This is a genomic window from Azonexus sp. GW821-FHT04F04 (assembly GCF_059420025.1).
This window is the reverse complement of the sequence record NZ_JBWKSX010000004.1, coordinates 185,313-209,825: the sequence shown is the minus strand read 5'-3', so window position 1 is coordinate 209,825 and position 24,513 is coordinate 185,313. Positions and strand designations below refer to the sequence as shown.

General features: G+C 62.4%; 18 protein-coding genes and 1 tRNA gene. 12 read left to right on the top strand and 7 right to left on the bottom strand.

What is annotated here, in order from left to right; genetic code table 11:
* The first annotated feature begins 288 nt into the window (after positions 1-288).
* Together AC07TV_RS10330 and AC07TV_RS10325 are read left to right on the top strand one after the other, a co-directional pair.
* On the top strand, positions 289-2,451 hold the full coding sequence (locus AC07TV_RS10330) for a PhoX family protein (protein ID WP_494648303.1): 2,163 nt from the start codon (positions 289-291) through the stop codon (positions 2,449-2,451).
* A gap of 53 nt (positions 2,452-2,504) precedes the next feature.
* A complete protein-coding gene (locus AC07TV_RS10325; protein ID WP_494648302.1) occupies positions 2,505-3,161 on the top strand; it encodes a PEP-CTERM sorting domain-containing protein in 657 nt (218 codons plus the stop codon).
* A 146-nt stretch (positions 3,162-3,307) separates the two neighbouring features.
* Here the strand turns inward: AC07TV_RS10325 and AC07TV_RS10320 are convergent, their stop codons facing one another.
* The 7 genes from AC07TV_RS10320 to AC07TV_RS10290 all read right to left on the bottom strand — a co-directional run bounded on the left by AC07TV_RS10320 (position 3,308) and on the right by AC07TV_RS10290 (position 13,366).
* The gene (locus AC07TV_RS10320; RefSeq protein WP_494648301.1) at positions 3,308-3,793 is read right to left on the bottom strand and encodes a thioesterase family protein; all 486 of its coding nucleotides are present in this window, start codon (positions 3,791-3,793) and stop codon (positions 3,308-3,310) included.
* Positions 3,794-3,921: 128 nt separating this feature from the next.
* Positions 3,922-5,811 (bottom strand): putative bifunctional diguanylate cyclase/phosphodiesterase, encoded by a 1,890-nt coding sequence (locus AC07TV_RS10315; protein WP_494648300.1) that lies wholly within the window; start codon positions 5,809-5,811, stop codon positions 3,922-3,924.
* Positions 5,812-6,153: 342 nt separating this feature from the next.
* Positions 6,154-7,935 carry a dihydrolipoyl dehydrogenase gene (gene lpdA, locus AC07TV_RS10310; protein WP_494648299.1) on the bottom strand — a complete coding sequence of 594 codons (1,782 nt, stop codon included), beginning with the start codon at positions 7,933-7,935 and terminating at the stop codon, positions 6,154-6,156.
* Between the two features lie 18 nt (positions 7,936-7,953).
* Positions 7,954-9,585: a dihydrolipoyllysine-residue acetyltransferase gene (gene aceF, locus AC07TV_RS10305; protein WP_494648298.1), complete on the bottom strand. Its 1,632-nt coding sequence runs from the start codon at positions 9,583-9,585 to the stop codon at positions 7,954-7,956.
* A gap of 15 nt (positions 9,586-9,600) precedes the next feature.
* Positions 9,601-12,276: a pyruvate dehydrogenase (acetyl-transferring), homodimeric type gene (aceE, locus tag AC07TV_RS10300; RefSeq protein WP_494648297.1), complete on the bottom strand. Its 2,676-nt coding sequence runs from the start codon at positions 12,274-12,276 to the stop codon at positions 9,601-9,603.
* Between the two features lie 188 nt (positions 12,277-12,464).
* On the bottom strand, positions 12,465-12,767 hold the full coding sequence (locus tag AC07TV_RS10295; RefSeq protein WP_494648296.1) for a hypothetical protein: 303 nt from the start codon (positions 12,765-12,767) through the stop codon (positions 12,465-12,467).
* Positions 12,764-13,366, bottom strand: coding sequence for a cytochrome c oxidase subunit 3 family protein (locus tag AC07TV_RS10290; RefSeq protein WP_494648464.1), 603 nt, complete (start codon positions 13,364-13,366; stop codon positions 12,764-12,766). Before AC07TV_RS10290 ends, AC07TV_RS10295 begins: the two co-directional genes overlap by 4 nt.
* A 188-nt stretch (positions 13,367-13,554) precedes the next feature.
* On the opposite strand from AC07TV_RS10290, the gene AC07TV_RS10285 reads away from it, so the two are divergent.
* The 10 genes from AC07TV_RS10285 to AC07TV_RS10240 all read left to right on the top strand — a co-directional run bounded on the left by AC07TV_RS10285 (position 13,555) and on the right by AC07TV_RS10240 (position 24,468).
* The gene (locus tag AC07TV_RS10285) at positions 13,555-15,432 is read left to right on the top strand and encodes a thiamine pyrophosphate-dependent enzyme (RefSeq protein ID WP_494648295.1); all 1,878 of its coding nucleotides are present in this window, start codon (positions 13,555-13,557) and stop codon (positions 15,430-15,432) included.
* The gene (locus AC07TV_RS10280) at positions 15,429-16,052 is read left to right on the top strand and encodes an indolepyruvate oxidoreductase subunit beta (RefSeq protein WP_494648294.1); all 624 of its coding nucleotides are present in this window, start codon (positions 15,429-15,431) and stop codon (positions 16,050-16,052) included. The genes AC07TV_RS10285 and AC07TV_RS10280 overlap by 4 nt, the downstream gene beginning before the upstream one ends.
* A 72-nt stretch (positions 16,053-16,124) precedes the next feature.
* On the top strand, positions 16,125-16,985 hold the full coding sequence (folD, locus tag AC07TV_RS10275) for a bifunctional methylenetetrahydrofolate dehydrogenase/methenyltetrahydrofolate cyclohydrolase FolD (protein WP_494648293.1): 861 nt from the start codon (positions 16,125-16,127) through the stop codon (positions 16,983-16,985).
* Between the two features lie 35 nt (positions 16,986-17,020).
* The gene (gene purE, locus AC07TV_RS10270) at positions 17,021-17,518 is read left to right on the top strand and encodes a 5-(carboxyamino)imidazole ribonucleotide mutase (protein ID WP_494648292.1); all 498 of its coding nucleotides are present in this window, start codon (positions 17,021-17,023) and stop codon (positions 17,516-17,518) included.
* Positions 17,519-17,543: 25 nt separating this feature from the next.
* The gene (locus AC07TV_RS10265; protein ID WP_494648291.1) at positions 17,544-18,530 is read left to right on the top strand and encodes an L-threonylcarbamoyladenylate synthase; all 987 of its coding nucleotides are present in this window, start codon (positions 17,544-17,546) and stop codon (positions 18,528-18,530) included.
* A 109-nt stretch (positions 18,531-18,639) separates the two neighbouring features.
* A tRNA-Ala gene (locus AC07TV_RS10260) sits at positions 18,640-18,715 on the top strand.
* Between the two features lie 173 nt (positions 18,716-18,888).
* Positions 18,889-19,473: a CBS domain-containing protein gene (locus AC07TV_RS10255; protein ID WP_494648290.1), complete on the top strand. Its 585-nt coding sequence runs from the start codon at positions 18,889-18,891 to the stop codon at positions 19,471-19,473.
* Between the two features lie 2 nt (positions 19,474-19,475).
* The gene (locus tag AC07TV_RS10250; protein WP_494648289.1) at positions 19,476-20,876 is read left to right on the top strand and encodes a sigma-54 interaction domain-containing protein; all 1,401 of its coding nucleotides are present in this window, start codon (positions 19,476-19,478) and stop codon (positions 20,874-20,876) included.
* Between the two features lie 159 nt (positions 20,877-21,035).
* Complete coding sequence (locus AC07TV_RS10245) at positions 21,036-22,433, top strand: GntP family permease (RefSeq protein WP_494648288.1); 1,398 nt, start codon at positions 21,036-21,038, stop codon at positions 22,431-22,433.
* Between the two features lie 31 nt (positions 22,434-22,464).
* Positions 22,465-24,468, top strand: coding sequence for an acyl CoA:acetate/3-ketoacid CoA transferase (locus AC07TV_RS10240; RefSeq protein WP_494648287.1), 2,004 nt, complete (start codon positions 22,465-22,467; stop codon positions 24,466-24,468).
* Positions 24,469-24,513 lie beyond the last annotated feature (45 nt).

Here is a 24,513-nt window from a genome sequence, read left to right as displayed (position 1 = left end):
GTGCGGACCAGCTTGCTGGTCGGCCGAACGTTCTTTCAGGGGATTCCTACAGTCACCATCATTCTGGCGTGACAGCAATCGTATCCGCGAGGCCTTTGCGTAGTCCAAACGGATCACAGAACATCAACTTTGGTGCAATGATCAGGTAATAATTTTTGGTCAGAATCAAAATTGTATGGCTACCCCCAATGGATTTTCCCGGTTCGAATCGGCGCATTGGTGAGGCCATGGTCCCGCCCCCCACCCGACGATGAAAGATGGTCGAGTCACAATTTTGAGAGGAATGTCATGAAAGGCAGCAAGCATCCAAGGAACGATCTGACGATCAATCCGTCAGGCAACGAATCGATCATCGATGTCATCGGCCGCGTCGAAGTCAGCCGCCGCCGCTTCATCCAGGGTTCGGCCAGCGCCGGCGCGCTGGCAGCGGCCGGTGGCCTGACCCTGTCCGGTATCGTCGGTACCGTTGAGGCAGCCGTGGCCGCCCCGGTGGTGGGTATCGGTTTCGAAAGCATCCCGCCCAGTCTGGCACCGGTTGCCGACAAGGTCACCGTGCCGGCTGGTCATACTGTCAAGGCTCTGGTTTCCTGGGGCGATCCGATCATGCCGGGGGCTGCTGCCTACAAGGCTGATGCCACCAATACGGCTGCCGAGCAGGCCATGCAGTACGGCATGCACACTGACGGCATGCATTTCTTCCCCTTCCCGAGCCGTGGCCAGGTCCTCAACGACCGTGGCATCCTGTGCGCCAACAACGAATATACCCACGAAGAAATCCTCTTCCCGGATGGTCAGGTCGGCGCCAGCGGCTACAGCATCGAGAAGTGCCGCAAGTCGCAGGCCGCGCACGGCGTTTCGATCACCGAAGTCCGCCGCATCAACGGTAACTGGAGCGTCGTCAAGAGCTCCATCTACGGCCGCCGGCTGACCGCCAACACGCCGATGCGTATCGCCGGCCCGGCCGCCGGTCACGCCCTGATGAAGACCCGTGAGTTCAACATCGCGCCGACCGGCTCAGTCGCCACCGGCAACAGCACCGACGGCTTCAAGGCTTTCGGCACCATCAACAACTGTGCGCATGGCATCACCCCCTGGGGCACCTACCTGACCTGCGAAGAGAACTGGAACGGCAACTTCGGCGCCAACGCCGCCCTGCCGGCTGTTACCACCGAAGCCGGCAAGCTCTACAACCGCTACGGCGTCACTGCCGGCGGTTTTGGCTATCGCTGGCACACTGTCGATCCGCGTTTCGACCTGGCGGTTAACCCGAACGAAACCAACCATTTTGGCTGGGTTGTCGAAGTCGACCCGACGGATCCGAAGAATGTGCCGGTCAAGCGCACCGCACTCGGCCGCATCAAGCACGAGAGCGCCCAGTACGTCGTTGACCGTGCCCAGAACCTCGCCTTCTACATGGGCGACGACGAAAAGAACGAATACATCTACAAGTTCGTTTGCGCCGACAAGTACAACCCGGGCAACCGTGCTGCCAACCGCGATCTGCTCGACCACGGCACGCTCTACGTCGCCCGCTTCAATGCCGACCTGAGCGGCACCTGGCTGCCGCTGACGCCGGACAGCATCGGCCTCGACGGTGTTGCCCTGCGCGACAACCCGAACTTTGCCGGGGCCGACGATGCCGAAGTCCAGGCTAAGATCCTGATCAAGACCCGCATGGCGGCCGATGCCCTGGGCGCCACGATGATGGATCGTCCGGAATGGACCGGCGCCCGTCCGCGCCTCAACGGCAACGACGAGATCGAAATCTTCTGCACGCTGACCAACAACGATCGCCGTGGTACGACCACCGCTTCGTCCAACAAGGCCGATGGTTCGACGACGGCGGCTTCTGCCCGGCCGCCGGTCGATGCCGCCAACCCGCGTGAAGACAATCGCTACGGTCACATCATCCGCTGGCGCGAAGCCGGCCAGTCGGTGCTCGCCACCGAATTCGGCTGGGACATCTTCGTTCAGTGCGGCGACACCGCGACGACCAAGACGGCCAAGCCGACCAACGACTACAAGGGCAACATCAACGACGATCCGAACGGCTCGGCCGATATCGGTGCGCCGGATGGTCTGTGGTTCGACTGGTTCGGCCGCCTCTGGGTGCAGACCGACCAGGCCGGCAACGGCACCGGCGACTGGGTCAACATCGGCGCCAACAGCCTGTCCTGTGCCGACCCGGTGAGCAAGGAGTTCCGTCGTTTCCTGACCGGCCCGAACAAGTGCGAAGTTACCGGCATCACCATGACGCCGGATGGCAAGACCCTGTTCGTCGGCATCCAGCACCCCGGTGAAGACGCCGTTGCCGCCAATCCGACCGCGCTGTCCAACTGGCCGGCCAGCCAGTGGGCGACGCGTGCCGACGGCACCCCGTTGCCGGGCGGCCGTCCGCGCAGCGGCGTCGTGGTCATCACCAAGGACGACGGCGGCATCGTCGGCGCCTGAGTTTTTGAACCAGCCCCGGCGCCAGCCGGGGTTAATTCGATAAAGGAAAATCAATGAACAAGTTCAACCTGATCGCCGGCCTGCTGCTGGCGATTTCCTCCGCCGCCTCGCACGCCGCCGTAATCGTCGACCGTGCCGACGTGCCGGCCACACAAACCGTCATCGACTTCGAAAGCGAAGATGGCCTCAACCTGTTGGCTGGTGACATCTACAACTTTGCCGGCGGTTCGCTCACCGCCACCGACAGCTATACCGTCGGCCAGTACATTGCCGATCTTGGCGAAAACGGCGTATGGGGTGCCGGCAATCACTTCGTCTCGTTTGACACCATCGGTCAGATGACCATGAACATCAGCTTCGCCGCACCGACCCAGGGCGTTGCCTTCGACTACAGCATCTACGAGGAGTTGGGTGATACCGATGGCTCCGCCATGCTGACGGCGCGTTATTACGATGCCAACGACAGCCTGCTGAAAACCGCCAAGTTCATCTTCTCGCCGTTTGGCAGTGCGACCTACAACCAGTTCCAGAGCTTCGGTTATGTCAGCGACGTGGCCAACATCGCCCGCGTCAGCATTTCCGGCGATGGCGTCGTGCTCGACAACCTGACCTTCACGGCCGCTGTTCCCGAGCCGGAAAGCTACGCCATGCTGCTCGCCGGTCTCGGCTTGATGGGCGTGGTCGCCCGTCGTCGCAGCATCCGCGCCTGACGACAAAGGCGTCTCAGGCGGCAGGGCTGGTCCTGCAGTAACGACAAAGGCCGGAAGATTCCGGCCTTTGTCGTTACTGCGAACGGCATCTCAATTTTGGCCCTTTTTCCCGGTTGACCGTGGCAGGTGCTGTGGCCGGTTCAGCCCTAGCTGATGACGTATGAGGCGCCGCCGGTGGCGATGAGCAGGCCGGTTTCGTTCTCCAGCGTCATCTGCACCGAGGCGATGCGGCCGCCGAGGCGGGTCACCCGCCCGGTCGCCGTGAATTTCTTGCCGACGCCCTGGTGCAGGTAGTCGGTGCGCAGGTCGATGGTGCCGATGCGGCCAAAGCGATGGCTGACCTGGTCGGTGCTTTCGCTGTTGAATTTTTCGGCGACGGCCACTGTCACGGCCAGACCGCCGACGGTGTCAAGAACGGTGGCGATCACCCCGCCATGCAGGCGGCCGTGCTGATAATGGCCGATCAGGTCCTGACGCATGGCAAAGCTGATTTGCGGTGCAGCCGGGTCGAGCGATTCGACGCGGAAACCGAGGAGCTCGTTGAAACAGAGGCGGTGCTCGAAAACATAACGCAGCGTGATTTCGAGGTGCTTTTGCTCTTCGGGAGAGCGGCGGGGCGGAGTCGAGGTCATTGGGTCCGATAGACATTAAAAAGGGCGACGGGGTTGCCGTCGGCCAAGTCGAACGCAATTTTAACGCAGCTTGTTTTTTACGCGGTGCCGGCACATCGATGCGTTACCGGGCGCCACTTCGGCCAACACTACTGGCTGGCGGGGGGCGTTGGCGCATCGAGGAAGCGCTGGCGGAATTCAGCTTCCGGCATCGGCCGGCCGCTCAGGTAGCCTTGGTGGATATCGCAGTGCAGGTCGCGCAAAAGTCCCAGTTGCGCTGCTGTTTCGACACCTTCGGCAACGACTTCGAGGCCGAGGTTGTGGGCCATGGTGATGATCGCCGGGACCAGTGCGCTGCCGCCGGCATCGTCGATCAGTGCTGTGACGAAGCTGCGGTCGATCTTCAGGCTGCTGAAGGGCAGGCGGTGCAGGTAGGACAGCGAGGAATAGCCGGTACCGAAATCGTCCAGCGCCAGGCGAAAGCCGCGGGCGCGCATGGCGTGGAGCATGTCGACGTGGTTGCCCTCGGCCTGCAGCAGCATCGACTCGGTGATTTCCAGCTCGATTTGTCCGCAGGCGACGCCGTGTTCGGCGCACAGCGCGGCCACCGTCTCGGTCAGATCGCCGGGCCAGAACTGGCGGGCCGACAGGTTGATGGCTATGTGCAGCGGCGTCGGCGACAGGTGGTTCCAGCGGGCCAGACAAGCGATTGCCTCAGTCAGTACCCAGTGGCCGATGGGGATGATCAGGCCGGTTTCTTCAGCCACCGAGATGAAGCGGTCGGGCGGAATCCACTGGTCGCCGTCCTGCCAGCGCAGCAGGGCCTCTGCACCGAGCAGGCGGCCGCTGGCGGTGTCGAACTTGGGCTGGTAGTGCAGCGAGAAGGCTTGTTGCTCGATGGCGCGGTGCAGGCGTAACTCGATCGAGGCGCGTTGCAGCACGCGCTCCTTCATTTCCGGCGTGTGGCGGGCCACCTGGCCGCCACCACGACGCTTGGCCACGTACATCGCTGTATCGGCATCGCGCAACAGTTGCTCGGCATCGGCGGCATCGTCCGGGTACAGGCTGAGCCCGATGCTGGCGCCGACGTGCAACTGGTTGCCATCGGTGATGAAGGGTTGATTGAGGCGTTCGAGGAAGTCGCGGGCACGGGTTTCGGCGGTCGCGCCACTGGCGATGCCGGTGAGCAACACGATGAACTCATCGCCGCCCTGGCGGACCAGGGTGTCGAGCGGGCCGAGGCCACCGCGCAGACGCCCGGCGACATCCTGGAGCAGGCTGTCGCCCAGCCGGTGGCCGAGCGAGTCGTTGATGTCCTTGAAGCGGTCGAGGTCGATGAACAGCAGGGCGACACGTTCTTGCCGAGTCGTCGCCTGGTGCAGCGCCTCGCTCAGTTTTTCGGCAAGCAGCAAGCGGTTGGGGAGGCCGGTCAGCGGGTCATGCTGAGCCATGAAGGCGAGTTGCTCGTCGTGCTGCTTGCGTTCGGTGATGTCGGTGACCGAGCCGGCCATCTGGTAGGCGACGCCGTGACGGTCGCGCACCGCAATGCCGCGCGAGGCGATCCAGCGGTACTGGCCGCTGCTGGCGCGGACCCGGTACTCGCAGTAAAAGTATGGCGTCAGCCCCTTGAGGTGCTCGGCGACGGTCCGGTTGTAATGGCTGCGGTCCTCCGGATGGACCAGTTCCAGCCAGGCATGCGTGTCGGGCAGGAAATTGTCGTGGTAACCGAGGATTTCGAGCAATCGCTTGCCGACATCGAGGCGCTTGCTGACCGGATCCCACGCCCAGAAGCCGTCGTGCGCCGCCGCCATGGCCAGACTGTAGGCGCGCTGCGTGGCCCACAGTTGGCGCAACTGAGCCTGGATGACGTAGCCGCCGAAGAGGATGAGCAGGGCGAAACCGCCGCGCATGACGAACGACGACTCCCACCACCAGAGCAGCGGAAGGAGTACGCCAAGCAGGGCGAGCAGGGCCAGGCGCGCCAGGATGCCGCGATTGCCCGGGCCGGGGATGAGTTGCTGCAGGGTATGGATGGACATGTCTCCGGGGCGTTTCTGTTTTCCTGGCAGGGCGTTTGGCAACTCGCGCCGGAAGATTTTTCTGCAGTATCACTTCGTGTTCCGGCTGCGGTCAAGCTCGGGAAAACCCCGGGAAACCCCTGCGTCATCGGGCTATGTTCACGGCATGGGGAGGCGTGTCTGGCCTGCGGATGGCGGAGCGGGGCGCCAGTTTGAAATTCCGGGCCGGGCGGACGGGGTTCTGGTGGCCGTTTTTTGCCATTCCGGGTCGTCGACCGTAGCAAATCGGCCGAACGCCACTGATGTGGGGTTCGGCCGATTCGTTGGGGCGTTGCGGTTCAAAACCGCAATCGGGTTGTCTTGCTATTTCTTGCGCGGTGCCGGCACATCGGTACAGGTACCGTGCGCCACTTCGGCCGCCATGCCCACCGTTTCACCGAGTGTCGGGTGCGGGTGGATGGTTTTGCCGATATCGACCGCGTCGCAGCCCATTTCGATGGCCAGACAGACTTCACCGATCATGTCGCCAGCGTTCGGGCCGACAATCGCACCGCCGATGACGCGATGCGTTTCGGCATCGAAGATCAGCTTGGTAAAGCCGTACTCGGCACCGTTGGCGATGGCCCGCCCGGATGCCGCCCACGGGAACTTGGCGGCTTCGACCTTGCGGCCTTCCTTCTTCGCCTGGTCCTCGGTGTAGCCGACCCACGCCACTTCCGGGTGGGTGTAGGCAACGCCGGGAATCACTGTGGCGTCGAAGGCGGCCTTGTGGCCGGCCGCGACTTCGGCTGCAACGTGCGCTTCATGGACGGCCTTGTGGGCCAGCATCGGGTTGCCGACGACGTCGCCGATGGCAAAGATGTGCGGCACATTGGTGCGCATCTGGGCATCGACGTTGATGAAGCCACGGTCGGTGACCGCCACGCCAGCCTTGTCGGCACCGATCTTCTTGCCGTTCGGCGAGCGGCCGGCGGCTTGCAGGATCATGTCGTACTTGACCGGCTCCGGCGAGACGCCTTCGCCTTCGAAGGTCACGTAGAGGCCATCTTCACGGGCATCGACGGCCACCGTTTTGGTCTTCAGCATGATCTTGTCGAAGCGATGCGTGTTCTGCTTTTCCCAGACCTTCACCGCATCGCGGTCGGGGCCCTGCATCAGCGCGTCGAGCATTTCAACGACATCAACCTTGGCGCCGAGAGTCGAATAGACGGTAGCCATTTCGAGACCGATGATGCCGCCGCCGATGACCAGCATCTTCTGCGGCACGAAGCGCAGTTCGAGCGCGCCGGTCGAGTCGACAATGCGCGGGTCCTTCGGGATGAAGGGCAGATGCACGGCCGCCGAACCGGCGGCGATGATGCACTTCTGGAACTTGACGATCTTCTTGCTGCCGGTCTTGTCCTGACCGCTGCCGTCGGTGACTTCGACCTCAATGTGATGCGGGTCGAGGAAAGTGCCGAAACCGCGCACGATGTCGACCTTGCGGCCCTTGGCCATGCCGGCCAGACCGCCGGTCAGCTTGCCGACGACCTTGTCCTTGTGGGCACGCAGCTTGTCGATGTCGACCGTCGGGGCGGCAAAGGTGACGCCGAGATCGGCCGCATGCTGGGCTTCTTCCATGACCGCGGCGACGTGCAGCAGGGCCTTGGACGGAATGCAGCCGACGTTGAGGCAGACGCCGCCGAGGGTGGCGTAGCGTTCGACGATGACCGTCTTCATGCCGAGGTCGGCTGAACGGAAGGCGGCGGAGTAACCGCCGGGGCCGGCGCCGAGGACGAGCATCTCGCACTCGATGTCGGCACCGCCGGCATGGCTACCGGCGACCGGAGCGGCCACCGGGGCGGCGGCTGGCGCCGCAGCCGGGGTTTCCGTTTTTGGCGCATTTTCCGGGTTGACCGTGGAAGCCGCACCGCTTTCAACCTTGATCAACAACGCGCCTTCCCCGACCTTGGCGCCAAGCTGAACGAGCACTTCCTTGACCACGCCAGCGACCGGCGACGGCACATCCATCGTCGCCTTGTCGGATTCCAGCGTGCAGATCGCGTCGTCCACCTTGATGCTGTCGCCAACCTTGACGAACAGGTCGATGATCGGCACTTCGGCGAAATCGCCGATATCCGGGACTTTGACTTCTACGAGACTCATGATGATCTCCTTCCCGGGTTACAGCGCGACGCGACGGAAGTCGGCCAGCAGCTGAGCGATGTAGACGTTGAAGCGGGTTGCCAGCGCCCCGTCGATGACGCGGTGATCAGCAGTCAGCGATAGCGGCAGGACCAGACGCGGCACGAAGGCCTTGCCGTCCCAGACCGGCTTCATGGCCGACTTGTTGACGCCGAGAATGGCGACTTCCGGCGCATTGACGATCGGTGCGAAGTAGGTGCCACCGATGCCGCCCAAGCTGGAAATCGTGAAGCAGGCGCCGGACATGTCGGCCGGCTTGAGCTTGCCGTCACGCGCCTGCTTGGCCAGTTCGCCGGATTCCTGCGCCAGTTCGAAGACCGATTTCTTGTCGACATTCTTGACCACCGGCACGACCAGGCCGTTCGGGGTGTCGGCCGCAAAACCGATGTTGAAATACTTCTTCAGCACCAGATTGTCGCCGTCGAGCGAGGAATTGAATTCCGGGAACTTCTGCAGGCCCTTGACGCAAGCCTTCATCAGGAAAGCCAGCATGGTCAGCTTGGCGCCACCACCCTTTTCGTTTTCCTTGTTGAGCAGCACGCGGAAGGCTTCGATATCGGTGATGTCGGCATCTTCGTGATAGGTCACGGCCGGGATCATCACCCAGTTGCGCGACAGGTTCTGGCCGGAAATCTTCTTGATGCGCGACAGTGGTTTGACCTCGATCTCGCCGAACTTGGCGAAATCAACCTTCGGCCAGGGCAGCAGATCGAGCCCGCCGCCAAGGCTGGCGCCGCCAGCGGCAGCAGCCGGGCCGGCAACGGCGCCGGACATCACGCCCTTGACGTACTTGGTCAGGTCTTCCTTGACGATGCGGTTCTTCGGGCCGGTGGCCGGCACCTTGTTCAGATCGACACCGAGTTCGCGGGCATAGGCGCGGACCGACGGCGAGGCGTGAACCTTGGAACCGACTGCCAGGGCCGGGGCCAGCGCAGTCGGTGCGGCAGCGGCCGGTGCCGGGGTGGGAGCAGCAACCGGGGCTGCAGCAGCGACAGGTGCCGGAGCAGCGGCTTGCGGCGCAGCAGCCGGGGCCGACGCACCCGTTTCAACCTTGATCAGAACCGTGCCTTCGCCGACCTTGGAACCGATCTGAACGAGCACTTCCTTGACCGTGCCGGCGACGGTGGAGGGAACATCCATCGTTGCCTTGTCGGATTCGAGCGTGGCGATGGCATCGTCAACCTTGATGCTGTCGCCGACCTTGACGTAAAGCTCGATGACCGGGACTTCGGCGAAGTCGCCGATATCCGGCACCTTGACCTCAACCACGCCACCGCCGGCCGCCGGTGCAGCAGCCACCGGAGCCGCTGCGGGGGCGGGTGCCGGCGCAACAGCTTGCGCAGCCGGGGCAGGGGCGGCAGCAGCAGCGCCACCCGTTTCAACCTTGATCAGCAGCGCACCTTCGCCGACCTTGGAGCCGAGCGAAACGAGCACTTCCTTGACCACGCCTTCAACGGTGGACGGGACGTCCATCGTCGCCTTGTCCGATTCCAGCGTGACGATCGCGTCGTCGACCTTGATGGTGTCGCCGACCTTCACGAACAGTTCGATGACCGGAACGCTTTCGAAATCGCCGATATCGGGGACTTTGACTTCAATGATTTGGCTCATGTTGTCTCTCCCTGATTAAACCGACATCGGGTTGGGTTTGTTCGGGTCAAGGTTGTACTTGACCAGAGCGGCGGCAACCTTCTCGCGGCCGATTTCGCCGTTGTCGGCCAGCGCCTTGAGGGCGGCCAGCGTCACCCAGTGACGATCGACTTCGAAGAAGTGACGGAGCTTTTCGCGGGTGTCCGAACGGCCGAAACCATCGGTGCCCAGCGTGACATACGGCGCCTTGACGAAAGGACGGATCTGCTCGGAGAACAGCTTGATGTAATCGGTCGAGGCGATGACCGGGCCCTTGGCGCCAGACAGCTTCTCTTCGACGTGCGACAGCTTCGGCTCTTCGAGCGGGTGCAGCAGGTTCCAGCGCTGGACGTCCTGACCGTTGCGGGCCAGTTCGTTCATGCTGGTACAGCCCCACAGGTCGGCCTCGACACCCCAATCGGCCTTGAGCAGGTCGGCGGCGGCGATGACTTCGCGGAAGATGGTGCCGGAACCGAGCAGCTGAACGCGCGGGCCGGCCGATTCGGCGCCCTTCTTGAACAGGTACATGCCCTTGATGATGTCGGCTTCAGCGCCGACCGGCATTTCCGGGTGCTCGTAATTCTCGTTCATTACCGTCAGGTAATAGAAGACGTCTTCCTGCTCCTGGAACATGCGGCGCATGCCGTCCTGCGTCACGACGGCGACTTCGTACTGGAAGGTCGGGTCGTAGGAAACGCAGTTCGGGATCAGGTTGGAGAGGATCAGGCTGTGCCCGTCTTCGTGCTGCAGGCCTTCGCCGTTCAGCGTCGTGCGACCGGCCGTGCCGCCGATCAGGAAACCGCGGGCGCGCTGGTCGCCAGCCGCCCAGCAGAGATCGAGGACGCGCTGCATGCCGAACATCGAGTAGCAGATGTAGAACGGAATGGTCTGGACGTTATGCACCGAATACGAGGTGGCGGCGGCGATCCAGTCGCTCATCGCGCCCGACTCGTTGATGCCTTCCTGCAGCACCTGGCCGGTCTTCGATTCCTTGTAGAACATCAGCTGGTCATGGTCTTCCGGCACGTAGTTCTGGCCTTCCTGATTCCAGATGCCGACCGAGCGGAACATCCCTTCCATGCCGAAGGTGCGGGATTCGTCCGGCACGATGGGCACGACGTTCTTGCCGACGTTCTTGTCCTTCAACATCATGTTCATGATGCGGACGATGGCCATCGTCGTGGACAGTTCGCGGCCTTCGCCTGACGCCTTGAGCAGGGCGGCAAAGGTGTCGAGCGCGGGAATCTGCAGCGCTTCGGCCTTGCGGCGGCGCTGCGGCAAGAAACCGCCGAGGTCCATGCGACGCTGGCGCATGTACTTGTACTCCTCGGAATCTTCCGGGAAAGTCAGGTAGGGCAGTTCTTCCAGTTGATCGTCGGCAACCGGTAGATTGAAACGGTCACGGAAGCGGCCGATCTGCTCCTTGTCCATCTTCTTTTGCTGGTGCGAAATGTTCATCGCCTCGCCGGCCTGGCCCATGCCGAAGCCCTTGATGGTCTTGGCGAGAATGAGGGTCGGGGCGCCCTTGTGGGTGACGGCGGCGTTGTAGGCGGCGAAGATCTTGAAGATGTCGTGGCCGCCACGGTTCAGTTGCCACACTTGATCGTCGGTCCAGTCGGAGACCAGTTCGCGCAGTTCCGGCGTATTGAAGAAATGCTCGCGCACGTAGGCGCCGTCCTTGGCCTTGAAGGTCTGGTACTGGCCGTCACACAGTTCCATCATGCGCTTCTTGAGGATGCCCTTCTTGTCGCGGTTGAACAGGGTGTCCCACTGGGTGCCCCAGATCAGCTTGATGACGTTCCAGCCGGCACCGCGGAATTCGGATTCGAGTTCCTGGATGATCTTGCCGTTGCCGCGCACCGGGCCATCCAAACGCTGCAGGTTGCAGTTGATGACGAAAATCAGATTGTCGAGCTTTTCGCGACCGGCCATGCCGATGGCGCCGAGCGATTCGACTTCGTCGGTCTCGCCGTCGCCGAGGAAGGCCCACACCTTGCGATCACCGGCCTTGGCCAGTCCGCGCGAGTCGAGGTACTTCATGAAACGGGCCTGATAAATGGCCTGGATCGGGCCAAGGCCCATGGAAACGGTCGGGAACTGCCAGAAATCCGGCATCAGCCACGGGTGCGGGTAGGACGAAATGCCCTTGCCGTCGGTTTCCTGACGGAAGTTGTCCATCTGGTCGGAAGTCAGGCGACCGAGCATGAAGGCGCGGGAATAGACGCCGGGCACCGAATGGCCCTGGAAGAAGATCAGGTCGCCGCCGGACGGGTCATTGATGCTGCGCCAGAAATGCGAAAAGCCGACGTCGTAAAGCGCGGCGGCCGAAGCGAAGGAGGCGATGTGGCCGCCGACGTTGGTGTCCTTGTTGGCGCGGACGACCATGGCCATCGCGTTCCAGCGGATGTAGCTGTGAATCTTGATTTCCAGGTCGGCATTGCCCGGGTACTTGGGCTGACGGTCGGCCGGGATGGTGTTGATGTATTCGGTGTTGGCCGAGTAGGGCAGATCGATCCCGTCTTCGCGGGCCTGGCCGATCAGCTTTTCGATCAGGTAATGGGCGCGGTCGGCGCCTTCGTTGGCGAGGACGCCGCCGAGGGCATCAGTCCATTCTTTGGTTTCTTGGGGATCTACGTCAGCGGGGTCAGGCAAATTGTTCGGTTGTTCGGCCATGGTTTGTCTCCTGGGTTGAATGTCATTCTGTTTTGCCTGTTGAGCAAAACTACTTTAGCTGCTTCTGACTCGGACCGCGAGTCGGTACTTTCCCTAATTCGCGTTTCGCATTGTAAAAACAATATTCGCATCGTGCAATACGTACGAGCGCGTACCTTGTGCTTTTTTGTCGATTTACAACAGGGAGGTCAGAGCGTGGCCCAGCGGGCCAGCGTGCCGCCGAAGAAGGCGGTGGCGATCAGGGCGAGGGGCGAAACGGCGATGAAGATTTTCAGAACGCGGGCGATGAAAGGGTGGGCGACCTGCGCTTCGATGAAGCAGCGGGCGACCAGCACGCCCTTGATCCAGATGATCGCGGCGACGAGCAGCGGCAGCCAGCGTGCCTCGCGGAACCATTCGCTGAGGCCGAGGCTGGCCAGGGTCAGGGCGACCAGGGCCAGCCATGCCACGGTCAACCGGAAAAAATGGTCATTTTTGAAATTCGTGTTCACGCCAGCACGTAGAACAGCGGAAAGATGACCAGCCAGATGATGTCGGTGGCGTGCCAGTAGCTGGCCAGTGCTTCGAGTCCGGCGTAGTCCGCGGACGAATAGCCGCGGAAACTCAGCCGGGCGAGCACCCAGAGGATGCCGAGGATGCCCCAGGTGGCGTGTACGAGGTGGGTGAAGGTCAGGTAGTAATAGACCGTGAAGAAAATGCCCGATTCGCCGTTGATGCCGTGGGCCAGGTTCCAGTCGATTTCGAGCACCTTGGTCAGCGGGTAGCAGAGCGCGACAATGAGGCCGGCAACCAGCCAGATGATCGCCGAGCGATGCTTGTCCTGGCGGATGGCGTTCACCGAGCAGGCGATGAAATAACTGCTGGTGATCATGAGCAGTGTGATCACCGTCCCGGCGGTCACCGGCAGGCGTTGGGCGCCGTCGTGGAAGGCCTGCGGGAAATGGGCGCGGGCTATGAAGTACACCGCGAAAAGTACGCCGAACTCGACAAACTCGCAGGTAATGCCGGCCCAGATGCCCTTGTTGCCGGGAATCCGGAATGGGCTTTCGGCAGCGGGGGGCGGTTCGGCGGGGAGGGTGGCGGCGGTCATGGTCGAGGTGTCGATGAGCGGCCATTGTTCCGGGGGCGGGCGGGGCTGGCCTTGATGTTCATCAACGGCTTTCACCATGCCCTGATGCGACACGAAAAAAATACCCCAGCGAATTGCGTTGTATCAAGTTGCCGCAGGAATGCCCTTTTATAATGTATGGCTTTAGTCCAAACGATCGAGGAGTCGACATGGCGGCAGTCATGCCTGTACCCGCAGCAAGCCGGGTTTTGATGTCCGGTAACGAAGCAGTCGCCCGCGCGGTCTGGGAGGCCGGCGTCAAGGTCGCCGCCGCCTATCCCGGCACGCCGTCTACCGAAATGCTCGAAGTCATCTCGAGCTACCCCGATCTCTATGCCGAGTGGTCGGTCAACGAGAAGGTTTCGCTGGAAGTCGCCATCGGCGCTGCCTACGCCGGCTCGCGTTCGTTCTGCTGCATGAAGCATGTCGGCATGAACGTCGCCTCCGACGCGCTGATGACCCTGACCCTGACCGGCGTGATTGGCGGCTTGGTCATTGCCATTGCCGACGACGTTGGTCTGTCGTCGTCGCAGAACGAGCAGGATTCCCGCTACTGGGGCCGCTTCGCCCACGTGCCGGTGCTCGAACCGGCCGATTCGCAGGAAGCCTACGCGATGACGCTGGTCGCCTACGAGTTGTCCGAAAAATTCCAGGTGCCGGTCATCCTGCGCATGACGACACGGATCAACCACGTCAAGTCGCTGGTCACTGTCGGCGAGCGGAACGAATACGTCGGCGCCGGTTTCAAGAAGGAGCCGGCCCGCTTCGTGATGGTGCCGGGCAATGCCGGCAAGCGCATCCCGCTCATGTTCGCGCGTGACATCAAGCTGCGCGAACTGGCTGAAACCTCCGAACTCAATTTCATCGAGGACGGTTCCGACAAACGCGTCGGCTTCATCGCCTCCGGCCCGGCCTACATGCACGTCAAGGAATCCTTCCCGAACGCGCCGGTCCTCAAGCTCGGCTTCTCCTGCCCGGTCCCATTAGAGAAATGCCGCGAACTGGCGGCCATGGTCGATCAGGTCGTCGTCGTCGAAGAAGTCGAGCCGCTGGTCGAAACCGAACTCAAGGCCCAGGGCCTGAAAGTCATCGGCAAGGAAATCCTGCCGTTGCAGGGCGAGTTGTCGCCGAACGTGCTCAAGCCGGCCATCGCCAGGCTGCTTGGCGAGCCGATTCCGGAAAAGACCGCGCTGGCCCCGCTGCAGGTTTTCCCGCGGCCGCCGACGATGTGCGTCGCCTGCCCGCACCTTGGCGTCTATTACACGCTGTCGCAAGTGCGCAATCTCAATATCTCGGGCGATATCGGCTGCTACACGCTGGGCGCAGGACACCCGTGGAACGCCCTCGACACCTGTGTTTCGATGGGCGCCTCGATGGGCGTCGCGCTGGGTATGGACAAGGGGCGCGGCGAGGCCGACAAAGACAAGCGCGTGGTGGCCGTGATCGGCGACTCGACCTTCCTGCACATGGGCATGCAGGGGCTGCTCGACATGGTTTACAACAAGGGCAACGTCACGGTTTTGTTGCTCGACAACCGCGCCGTTGGTATGACCGGCGGCCAGAACAATCCGGGTAACGGCTACGGCATCCACGGCGAAGAAGCACCGCGCGTCGATTTCGCCAAGCTGGTCAGTGCGCTCGGCGTCAAGGATGAGCGCATCCACGTCGTCAATCCGTATGAATTGCCGGTGCTCTTCAAGACCATCCGCGACGAGGTCAAGGTCTCCGATGTGTCGGTCATCATCACCGACCAGCCCTGCGTTCTGGTCAAGGATTACCACAAGCTCAAACCCTTCGAGGTCATCGACGACAAGTGCACCGGTTGCGGCAATTGTATCGACGTCGGTTGCCCGGCCATTCACGTCACGCGCCGTGGCAAGGAGGTCAAACCCAGCGGTCGCGAAGTCGATCTGGCTTTCGTGCGCATCGAAACCTCGGTGTGTACCGGTTGCGGCCTGTGCGTCCAGCCCTGTGCGCCGAAGGCCATTGTCCATCATGTGCAGACCTCGCCGATCCAGCTGGTGACCAAGGGAGGCTGCGCAGCATGAGCGTTGTTGAAAACACCTGCACCAACATCCTCGTCGTCGGCATCGGCGGCCAGGGCGTCATGACGGCGACCGAAATTCTCGCCGAAGCCGCCATCGCGCTCGGTCACGACGCCAAGAAAACCGAAGTTGCCGGCATGGCGCAGCGCGGCGGGGTTGTCTCGTCGCACCTGCGTTTCGGCAAGCGCGTCCTGTCACCGCAGATCACGCCGGGCACAGCTGATGTGCTGCTCGGTTTCGAGTCGGCCGAAGCCATGCGCTGGCAGCACATGCTCAAGCCGGGCGGCATCACGCTCATGAACACGGCCAGGCTGGTGCCGCCGGTTGTCGAGTTGGGCCTCTTTGATTACCCGGAAGACCCGCTGGCCGAGATCCGGAAATCCGGCAACAAGGTTGTCGCCTTCGACGCGACGACCATCGCGCAGAATCTCGGCGACATCCGCCTCGGCAACACAGTGATGCTGGGCGCTATCGCTGACCACCTGCCGTTCGGCGCCGAGGTACTGCTCGAATGCGTGCTCAAGCGCTTCCAGCGCAAGGGCGAAAAACTGGTCGAACTGAACCGCCGCGCATTTGAGGCAGGTCGCGCCGCCGTCGGCGAAGCGGAAGCTGCCGCGGCGTAATCTGGTAAAATACGCGCCAATTCAAAGGGAAGGCTTTCGCCTTCCCCTTTTTCTTTTCAGTTGGATGCGACGATGACAGCTCAAATTATTGACGGCAAGGCGCTGGCCGAAGAACTGCGCCAGGGTTTCAAGGCACGCGTCGAGGCGCTCACCGCCAAGGGCCACAAGCCTGGCCTCGTGGTCATTCTGGTCGGCGCCGACCCGGCTTCCGAGGTTTATGTTCGCAACAAGGTCAATGGCTGTCTGGCCATCGGCATGCACTCCGAAAAGATCACTTACGATGTCACGGTCGATCAGGCCACGGTGCTCGACAAGATCGCCGAACTGAACGCCGATCCGAACATCCACGGCATCCTCGTGCAACTGCCCCTGCCCAAGCATTTCGACGAAGAGGCCGTCCTCGAAGCCATCGCTGCTGACAAGGATGTTGATGGCTTCCACGCCGAAAACGTCGGTGCCCTGGCCCAGGGCAACCCGCGCTTCATTCCCTGCACGCCCTACGGCGTCATGAAGATGTTCGAGAAGGGCAACGTCGATCTGACCGGCAAGGAAGCGGTCGTCATCGGTCGTTCCAATATCGTCGGCAAGCCGATGGCCCTGCTGCTGATCAATGCCGGGGCGACGGTTACCGTCTGCAATTCGCGCACCAAGGATCTGAAGTTCCACACCAGCCGCGCCGACATTCTGGTCGCCGCCGTCGGCAAGCCGAAGTTCGTCACCGGCGACATGGTCAAGCCGGGCGCTGTCGTCATCGACGTCGGCATCAACCGCCTGCCGGACGGCAAGCTGTGTGGGGACGTCGATTTTGCCAGCTGTCTCGAAGTCGCCGGCCAGATCACCCCGGTGCCGGGCGGCGTCGGGCCGATGACCATCACCATGCTGCTGGCAAATACGATCGAAGCTGCGGAACGAAAAGCAGCGCTGGCTGACTAAGGCCTCTTTCCATCCCTACTAGAAGGACTAACAACATGAGCACAAAGCCCCTCGTCGGTATCGTCATGGGTTCGGACAGCGACTGGCCGATCATGCGCGCCGCCGCCGTTGCCCTGAAGAACCTCGATATTCCCTACGAAGCCAAGGTGCTGTCGGCCCACCGCACGCCGGATCAGGCGCTTGACTACGCCTCGACCGCCGCCGAGCGCGGCATCAAGGTGCTGATCGGCGCGGCCGGCGGTGCAGCCCACCTGGCCGGCGTGCTCGCCGCCAAGACCCAACTGCCGGTGCTCGGCGTACCGATGCCGTCCAAGCACCTGATGGGTCTCGATTCGCTGCTCTCCATGGTCCAGATGCCCGGCGGCATTCCGGTCGCCACCTTTGCTGTCGGCGAAGCCGGTGCCACCAATGCCGCGTTGTTTGCTGTCGCCATGCTGGCCTTGAGCGACGAAGCCATCGCCCAGCGGCTGGCCGGCTTCCGCCAGAGCCAGACCGAAAAAGTGCTGTCCAAGACGCTGCCCGACCAGCCTTGATCGCCATTCCGACCAGCTTTCGCCAATGACTCAGGACTACGCGCGCGCCGTTGAACTACTGCGCGCCGGCGAGCTGGTCGCCTTCCCGACAGAAACGGTTTACGGCCTGGGGGCGGACGCCGCCAACCCGGCCGCCGTCGCCAAGATTTTTGCCGCCAAGGGTCGCCCGGCCGATCATCCGCTGATCGTTCACATCGCCGGCCACGACGCCGTCGATCATTGGGCCGAGCAGGTTCCCGCTGTCGCCTGGGAACTCATGGAAGCCTTCTGGCCCGGCCCGTTGACCCTGATCCTCAAAAAACAGGCCTGGGTGCCGGACGCCGTGACCGGCGGCCAGGACACCGTTGGCCTGCGCGTCCCCGGCCATCCGGTCGCTCTCGACCTGCTACGCGCTTTTGCCGCTGTCGCCGGTGAACATGCCGGCATCGCCGCCCCGTCGGCCAATCGCTTTGGCCGCATCAGCCCGACCACGGCCGAACATGTCCGCGAAGAGCTCGGCGACCGCGTGCCGCTCATTCTCGATGGCGGGCCGTGCAAGGTCGGCATCGAATCGACCATCGTTGATTGCTCGCGCGGCGAACCTGTCGTCCTCCGTCCCGGCCACATCGCCCCGGCCCATCTCGAAGCCGTTCTCGGCCGCCGCCCGAACATCGAAACCGCCGTCGGTGCGCCACGCGTCTCCGGCTCGCTGGCCGCCCACTACGCGCCACAAACGCCGATGCGTCTGGTGTCGTCCGAGCGCCTGCTCGATTTCATCAACGCCCAGCGCCACAAAGGCGACCGCTGCGGCGTCATCAGCACCAACCAGCCGCCACATGCCGGCATGCCCCACGCTTGGCGCATGCTGCCAGCCGACCCGGTCGGCTACGCCCACGACCTCTACGCCGCCCTGCGCGACATGGACCACGCCGGCGTCGACCTGATCGCCGTCGAAGCCCTGCCCGACGAACCGGCCTGGGCCGCAGTCGCCGACCGCTTGCGTCGCGCCGTAGCCGGTGCAGGACAAGCGTAAACGCGGACTTCCACGGTCAACCGGAAAAAACGGCCAAAATCGAAAATGTCTGCGCGCCGAAAAGCTGCTTTGATCTGCAAATTGGAGTGCGCTAGAATCAGTCCTCGTTGGGGGGGTAGCTCAGCTGGGAGAGCGCCTGGTTCGCAATCAGGAGGTCGTGAGTTCGATCCTCATCCTCTCCACCATCGATTCCTGAAAAGGCCTGATTTGTCAGGCCTTTTTCATTTCTTCCCGGGTTAGGGTTTTCCCTCGGGGTGCTTGTATTGCTGCGCGAATCGCCGAATACTTTGTCCGTGTCAGGCTGGCCTGACTCAACAGAGGTTTGGTCGCAAAACAATAACGGATGGAGGATCGAGACATGACTTTGGTACCCAAAGTGCAAACGCACAAGATTTCCAAAAACATTACTTTGAGCGCTTCCGGATACAACGTGATCGGCGCCGACTCGCCGGCGATCGAGGCGATGACTGACTTTTTGCGGGTCAGCGTGGTGGTCATCGCGCCTGATGCCTCGGTGGTCGAGGCCAATGCGCAGATGATTGCGCGCGGCGTTCGTCTGCTCATGGTGACGGGGGCTGGCGACCGCCTGGAAGGTCTGATCACCGCCCGCGACATTCTCAGCGAGAAGCCGATGCAGGTGGCCTCGGCGCGCGGTTGCAAGCGTGACGAGCTCAAGGTCGCCGAGCTCATGACGCCGATCAGCCATGTCGATACGCTCTACTTGAAGGAAGTGCTGAACGTGCGCGTCGTGGATATTCTCGATGCCCTGAAACGTCTCGGTCGCCAGCACATCCTGGTCGAGGATGTGGATGCGGCGACCGGCTTGCCGCGCGTCCGTGGCGTGTTTTCGGCCACCAACATCGGTCGCCAGCTCGGCGTGCCGGTGCTTGGCTTCGAGCTGGCCAGCACTTTCGCCGAAATCGAAGCCGCCCTGGCCAACTAGGCGTGACTCCGGACGACCTGCGCCAGCTGGCATCGAAATCACTGCTCTCGCATTTTGCCGATTTGTGCGAGGGGGCGGTGGTGGTCGATGCCGAGGCCAACGTCGTCTGGATGAATGATCAGTATCCGGCCCGTCTGGGCATCCGCAATCCGGCGTCAACGGTTGGCCGGCCGATCGAGGAAGTGATCCCGAACAGCCTGATGCGTCAGGTGATCAGCACCGGCCGGCCAATCATGCTCGACATCATGGATTTCGGCGAAGAGGCCTTCGTTGTCACCCGCCTGCCGCTGCGCGATGAGGGCGGGGTGGTGGTCGGGGCGGTCGGCTTCATCCTGTACGACGATCCGCGCCATCTGACGCCGGTGGTGTCGCGTTACCAGCGGCTACGGGCGGATTTGGCCGAAGCCGAACGCAAGCTGGCTGATGCCCGGCGGACCAAATATACTTTTTCGAGCTTTGTCGGCGCTGGCACCGGTTGCAGCGAGTTGAAGCAGGCGGCGCGACGGGCAGCGCGAACGTCGTCGTCGGTGCTCATTCTCGGCGAAACGGGAACGGGCAAGGAGCTGCTGGCCCAGGCCATTCATGCGGCCAGCCCGCGGGTTAACGGGCCGTTTGTTGCGGTCAACATTGCCGCCGTGCCGGAAACGCTGCTCGAAGCGGAGTTTTTCGGTGTCGCTGCCGGGGCCTATACCGGCGCCGACAAGCGCGGCCGCGACGGCAAGTTCAAGCTGGCCGATGGCGGCACCTTGTTCCTCGACGAAATCGGCGACATGTCGCTGGCGCTCCAGGCCAAACTGCTACGCGCCCTGCAGGAGCGGGAGTTCGAGCCGGTTGGTTCGAACAAGCTGCTGACCGTTGATGTGCGGATCATCGCGGCGACCAGTCGCGATCTCGAGCAAATGGTCGCCGATGGCCAGTTCCGGGCCGATCTTTATTATCGGCTCAACGTCATTACCCTGAAAACGCCGCCTTTGCGCGAGCGTCCCGAAGACATGGGCTTGTTGGCCGATTACCTGATTGAACAGATTTGTCGCCTGCAAGGTATTCCCCTGCACGGCATCAGTACGTCGGGCCTCAATCGTCTGCTCCAGCACGACTGGCCGGGCAATGTGCGCGAACTGGCCAATGTGCTCGAACGGGCCTTGTTGATGAGCGATGGAGACATGCTCGAAAGCGCCGATCTTGATCGGGTCATGCCGCAGGTCAAGGCATCGCTCGTGCCGCCGGTGGCCAGGGTTCTCGGCATTGCCGAGGTGGTCGCCGAGGCCGAACGCCAGGCGATCCTCGCCGCCTTGCGCAGCTGTGCCGGGAACAAGGTTCAGGCCGCCCGGCTGCTCGGTATTTCGCGGGCGGCGCTGTACGAAAAGATTGCCGGCCTGGGCGTTGATGCCGAGGCGGCCTGAAGTGTCTGCCTGGCTGGACAGCGTGTCAGCCGGAGCAGACGTTCGCGCTGCCACGGTCAACCGGAAAAAACGTCGAATTCCATAATAGTCAATGAGTTGAATGTTCTGGCACGCCGCGTGCGATAGAGAAGGCTCCGCAATAATATTCAAGGAGACAAAGTGGACTTTCTGATCGTTCTGGGCGCCCTGGCGTTCCTGATGTTCGTGGCCTATCGCGGCTACAGCGTCATCCTGTTTGCACCGATTGCCGCCATGGGCGCCGTGCTTTTCATTGACCCCAACATGGTTGCACCGATGTTCACCGGCCTCTTCATGGACAAGATGGTCGGTTTCGTCAAAAACTTCTTCCCGGTCTTTTTGCTCGGTGCCGTCTTCGGCAAGGTCATTGAGCTGTCCGGCTTCTCGAAGTCGATCGTCGCCTCGGTGATCAAGATGATCGGCAGCGAGCGGGCCATGCTGTCCATCGTCATCGTCTGCGGAGTCCTGACCTACGGTGGCGTTTCGCTGTTCGTCGTCGTCTTCGCCGTCTATCCGTTTGCCGCCGAGATGTTCCGTCAGGGCGGCATTCCGAAGCGCCTGATTCCCGGCACCATCGCGCTCGGCGCCTTCACCTTCACGATGGATTCCCTGCCCGGTACGCCGCAGATCCAGAACATCATCCCGACCACCTTCTTCAAGACGGACATCTATGCCGCACCCTGGCTGGGGATTATCGGTGGCGTGTTCATCTTCATTGTCGGCATGCTCTATCTGGAAAGCGCCCGTCGTCGTGCCGCCAAGGCCGGCGAAGGCTATGGCGAAGGGCACATCAATGAGCCGGAAGCGGTTTCCGGCGAAAAACTGGTCCATCCGGCCATCGCCATCCTGCCGCTGATCATGGTCGGCGTCATGAACAAGGTGTTCACCACGGCCATTCCGGTGCTTTACGGCGAGAAGGTCTCCTTCATCCCGGCTGTTATCGGCAAGGCCGCCCCGGTCGTCCAGCAAACCAAGGCCGTTGCCGCCATCTGGGCCGTCGAAGGGGCGCTGTTGATCGGTATAGCGACGGTCTTCATCTTTGGCTGGCGGATGGTTATCAGCAAATTCGGCGAAGGCAGCAAGAACGCCATCGGTGGCGCCCTGCTGGCCACCATGAACACCGCCTCCGAGTACGGTTTCGGTGCCGTGATCGCGGCGCTGCCGGGCTTCCTGGTTGTCGCCAATGCCCTGAGTTCGATTCCCAACCCGCTCATCAACGAAGCGATCACGGTTACCTCGCTGGCCGGCATCACCGGTTCCGCTTCCGGCGGCATGGGTATCGCGCTGGCCGCCATGGCCGAGACCTTCATCGCCAACGCCAACGCGGCCGGCATCCCGCTTGAAGTCTTCCACCGCGTCGCTTCGATGGCTTCCGGCGGCATGGATACACTGCCGCACAACGGCGCCGTCATCACGCTGCTCGCCGTCACCGGCCTGACCCATCGCCAGTCGTACAAGGACATTTTCGCTATCACCTGCATCAAGACCATGGCCGTCTTTGTGGTGATCGGGGTGTTCTACGCTACCGGTATTGTTTGATAATCCAACAAAAATAAAGAGGAGATAAACCATGGCCTTGTCACGTCACCCAATGGCTTCGTCGCTGCGCGCTTCCGACACCGGCAAGGTGGTGTCGGCCCGCGATGCCGTCCGCCTGATCAAGGACGGCGACACCGTCGCCACCGGCGGTTTTGTCGGCATCGGCTTTGCCGAAAACATCGCTGTCGCGCTCGAGGCGCTTTTTCTCGAAGGCGAGGAAGCAGATGTGCACGGCCTCGGCCGGCCGCGCAACCTGACGCTCGTTTACGCGGCCGGGCAGGGCGATGGCAAGGATCGTGGCCTCAATCACCTCGGCCACGATGGCCTGATCCGCCGGGTCATCGGCGGCCACTGGGGCTTGGTCCCCAAGGTCCAGGCGCTGGCCGTGGCCAATCGCATCGAAGCCTACAACCTGCCGCAAGGGGTGATTACCCACCTCTTCCGCGACATCGCTGCCGGCAAACCGGGGACGCTGACCCGCGTCGGCCTCGGCACTTTCGTCGATCCGCGTTTCGGCGGTGGCAAGCTCAACGAAATGACGACGACCGACCTCGTCCGCTTGATGGAGATCGACGGCGAGGAATACCTGTTCTACAAGGCGCTGCCCATCAACGTCGGGATCATTCGCGGCACCACGGCCGATCCGGATGGCAATGTGACGATGGAAAAAGAGGCTTTGACCCTCGAGGCGCAGGCTATCGCCATGGCGGCGCGCAACTCCGGCGGCATCGTCATCGTCCAGGTCGAGCGCATCGCCGAGCGTGGCACGCTGAACCCGCGCCAGGTCAAAATTCCCGGCATCCTCGTTGATTGCGTCGTGGTCGCCGAGAAGCCGGAATACCACATGCAGACTTTCGCCGAACCCTACAGCGCCGCCTTCGCCGGCGAGATCAAGGTGCCGCTGTCGGCCATTGCCGCCATGCCGATGAGCGAGCGCAAGATCATCGCCCGGCGCGCGGCGCTGGAGCTGAAAGCCAATGCCATTGTGAACCTCGGTATCGGCATGCCCGAAGGCGTTGCTAATGTCGCGGCCGAAGAGCAGGTCATCGACCTCATGACGCTGACTGCCGAACCCGGCGTCATCGGCGGCGTGCCGGCCGGTGGCCTGAGTTTCGGGGCAGCGACCAACGCCCAGGCGATCATCGACCAGCCCAGCCAGTTCGATTTCTACGACGGTGGCGGGCTTGACATCGCCTTCCTTGGTCTGGCCCAGGCCGACAAACAGGGCAACCTCAATGTCTCCAAGTTCGGGCCGCGGCTGGCCGGGGCGGGTGGCTTCATCAACATTTCGCAGAACGCCAAAAAGGTCGTTTTCGTCGGCACCTTTACGGCTGGCAATCTGGAGGTTGCGGTTGATGCCGGCAAACTGAGGATTATCGAGGACGGCAAGGCGGTGAAGTTTGTCGACGAGGTCGAACATCGCACCTTCAGCGGCCCGCAAGCCGCCAAGTGGGGCAAGACCGTGCTCTACATTACCGAGCGCTGTGTCTTCAAGCTGACCGCCGAAGGACTCGAATTGATCGAAATCGCACCCGGTGTCGATCTGCAGAAGGACATCCTCGACAAGATGGAGTTCCGGCCGATCATGCACCGCGAACCGCAGCTCATGGATGCGCGGATCTTTACCGACGAGCCGATGAACTTTCGCGCTGAAATGCTCGAACGGCCGCTGGCCGAACGCCTCACCTACGATCCGGAGCAAAACCTGTTCTTCGTCGATTTTGCCGGGCTCAGCGTGCGCAGCGAGGCGGATATCAGCCGCATCCTCGAAGCCGTCGAGAGCGAACTGGCGCCGATCGGTCACAAGGTCAACGCCATCGTCAATTACGATCGCTTTTCCATCGTGCCCGAACTGGTCGATGAGTACATCGGCGTCGTCAAGGGCATCATGGATCGGCACTATCACGACGTGACGCGCTATACCTCAAGCACGTTCCTGCGCATGAAGCTTGGCGAGGCGCTCGAGAAACAGCGGATTTCGCCGCATCTCTACGAGAGCGCCGACGAGGCCGAGGGGCATCTGGCAAAGCAATGATGACCGAAGGGTCATTAGGCCTGTGACATCGGCCGCGGTATGATT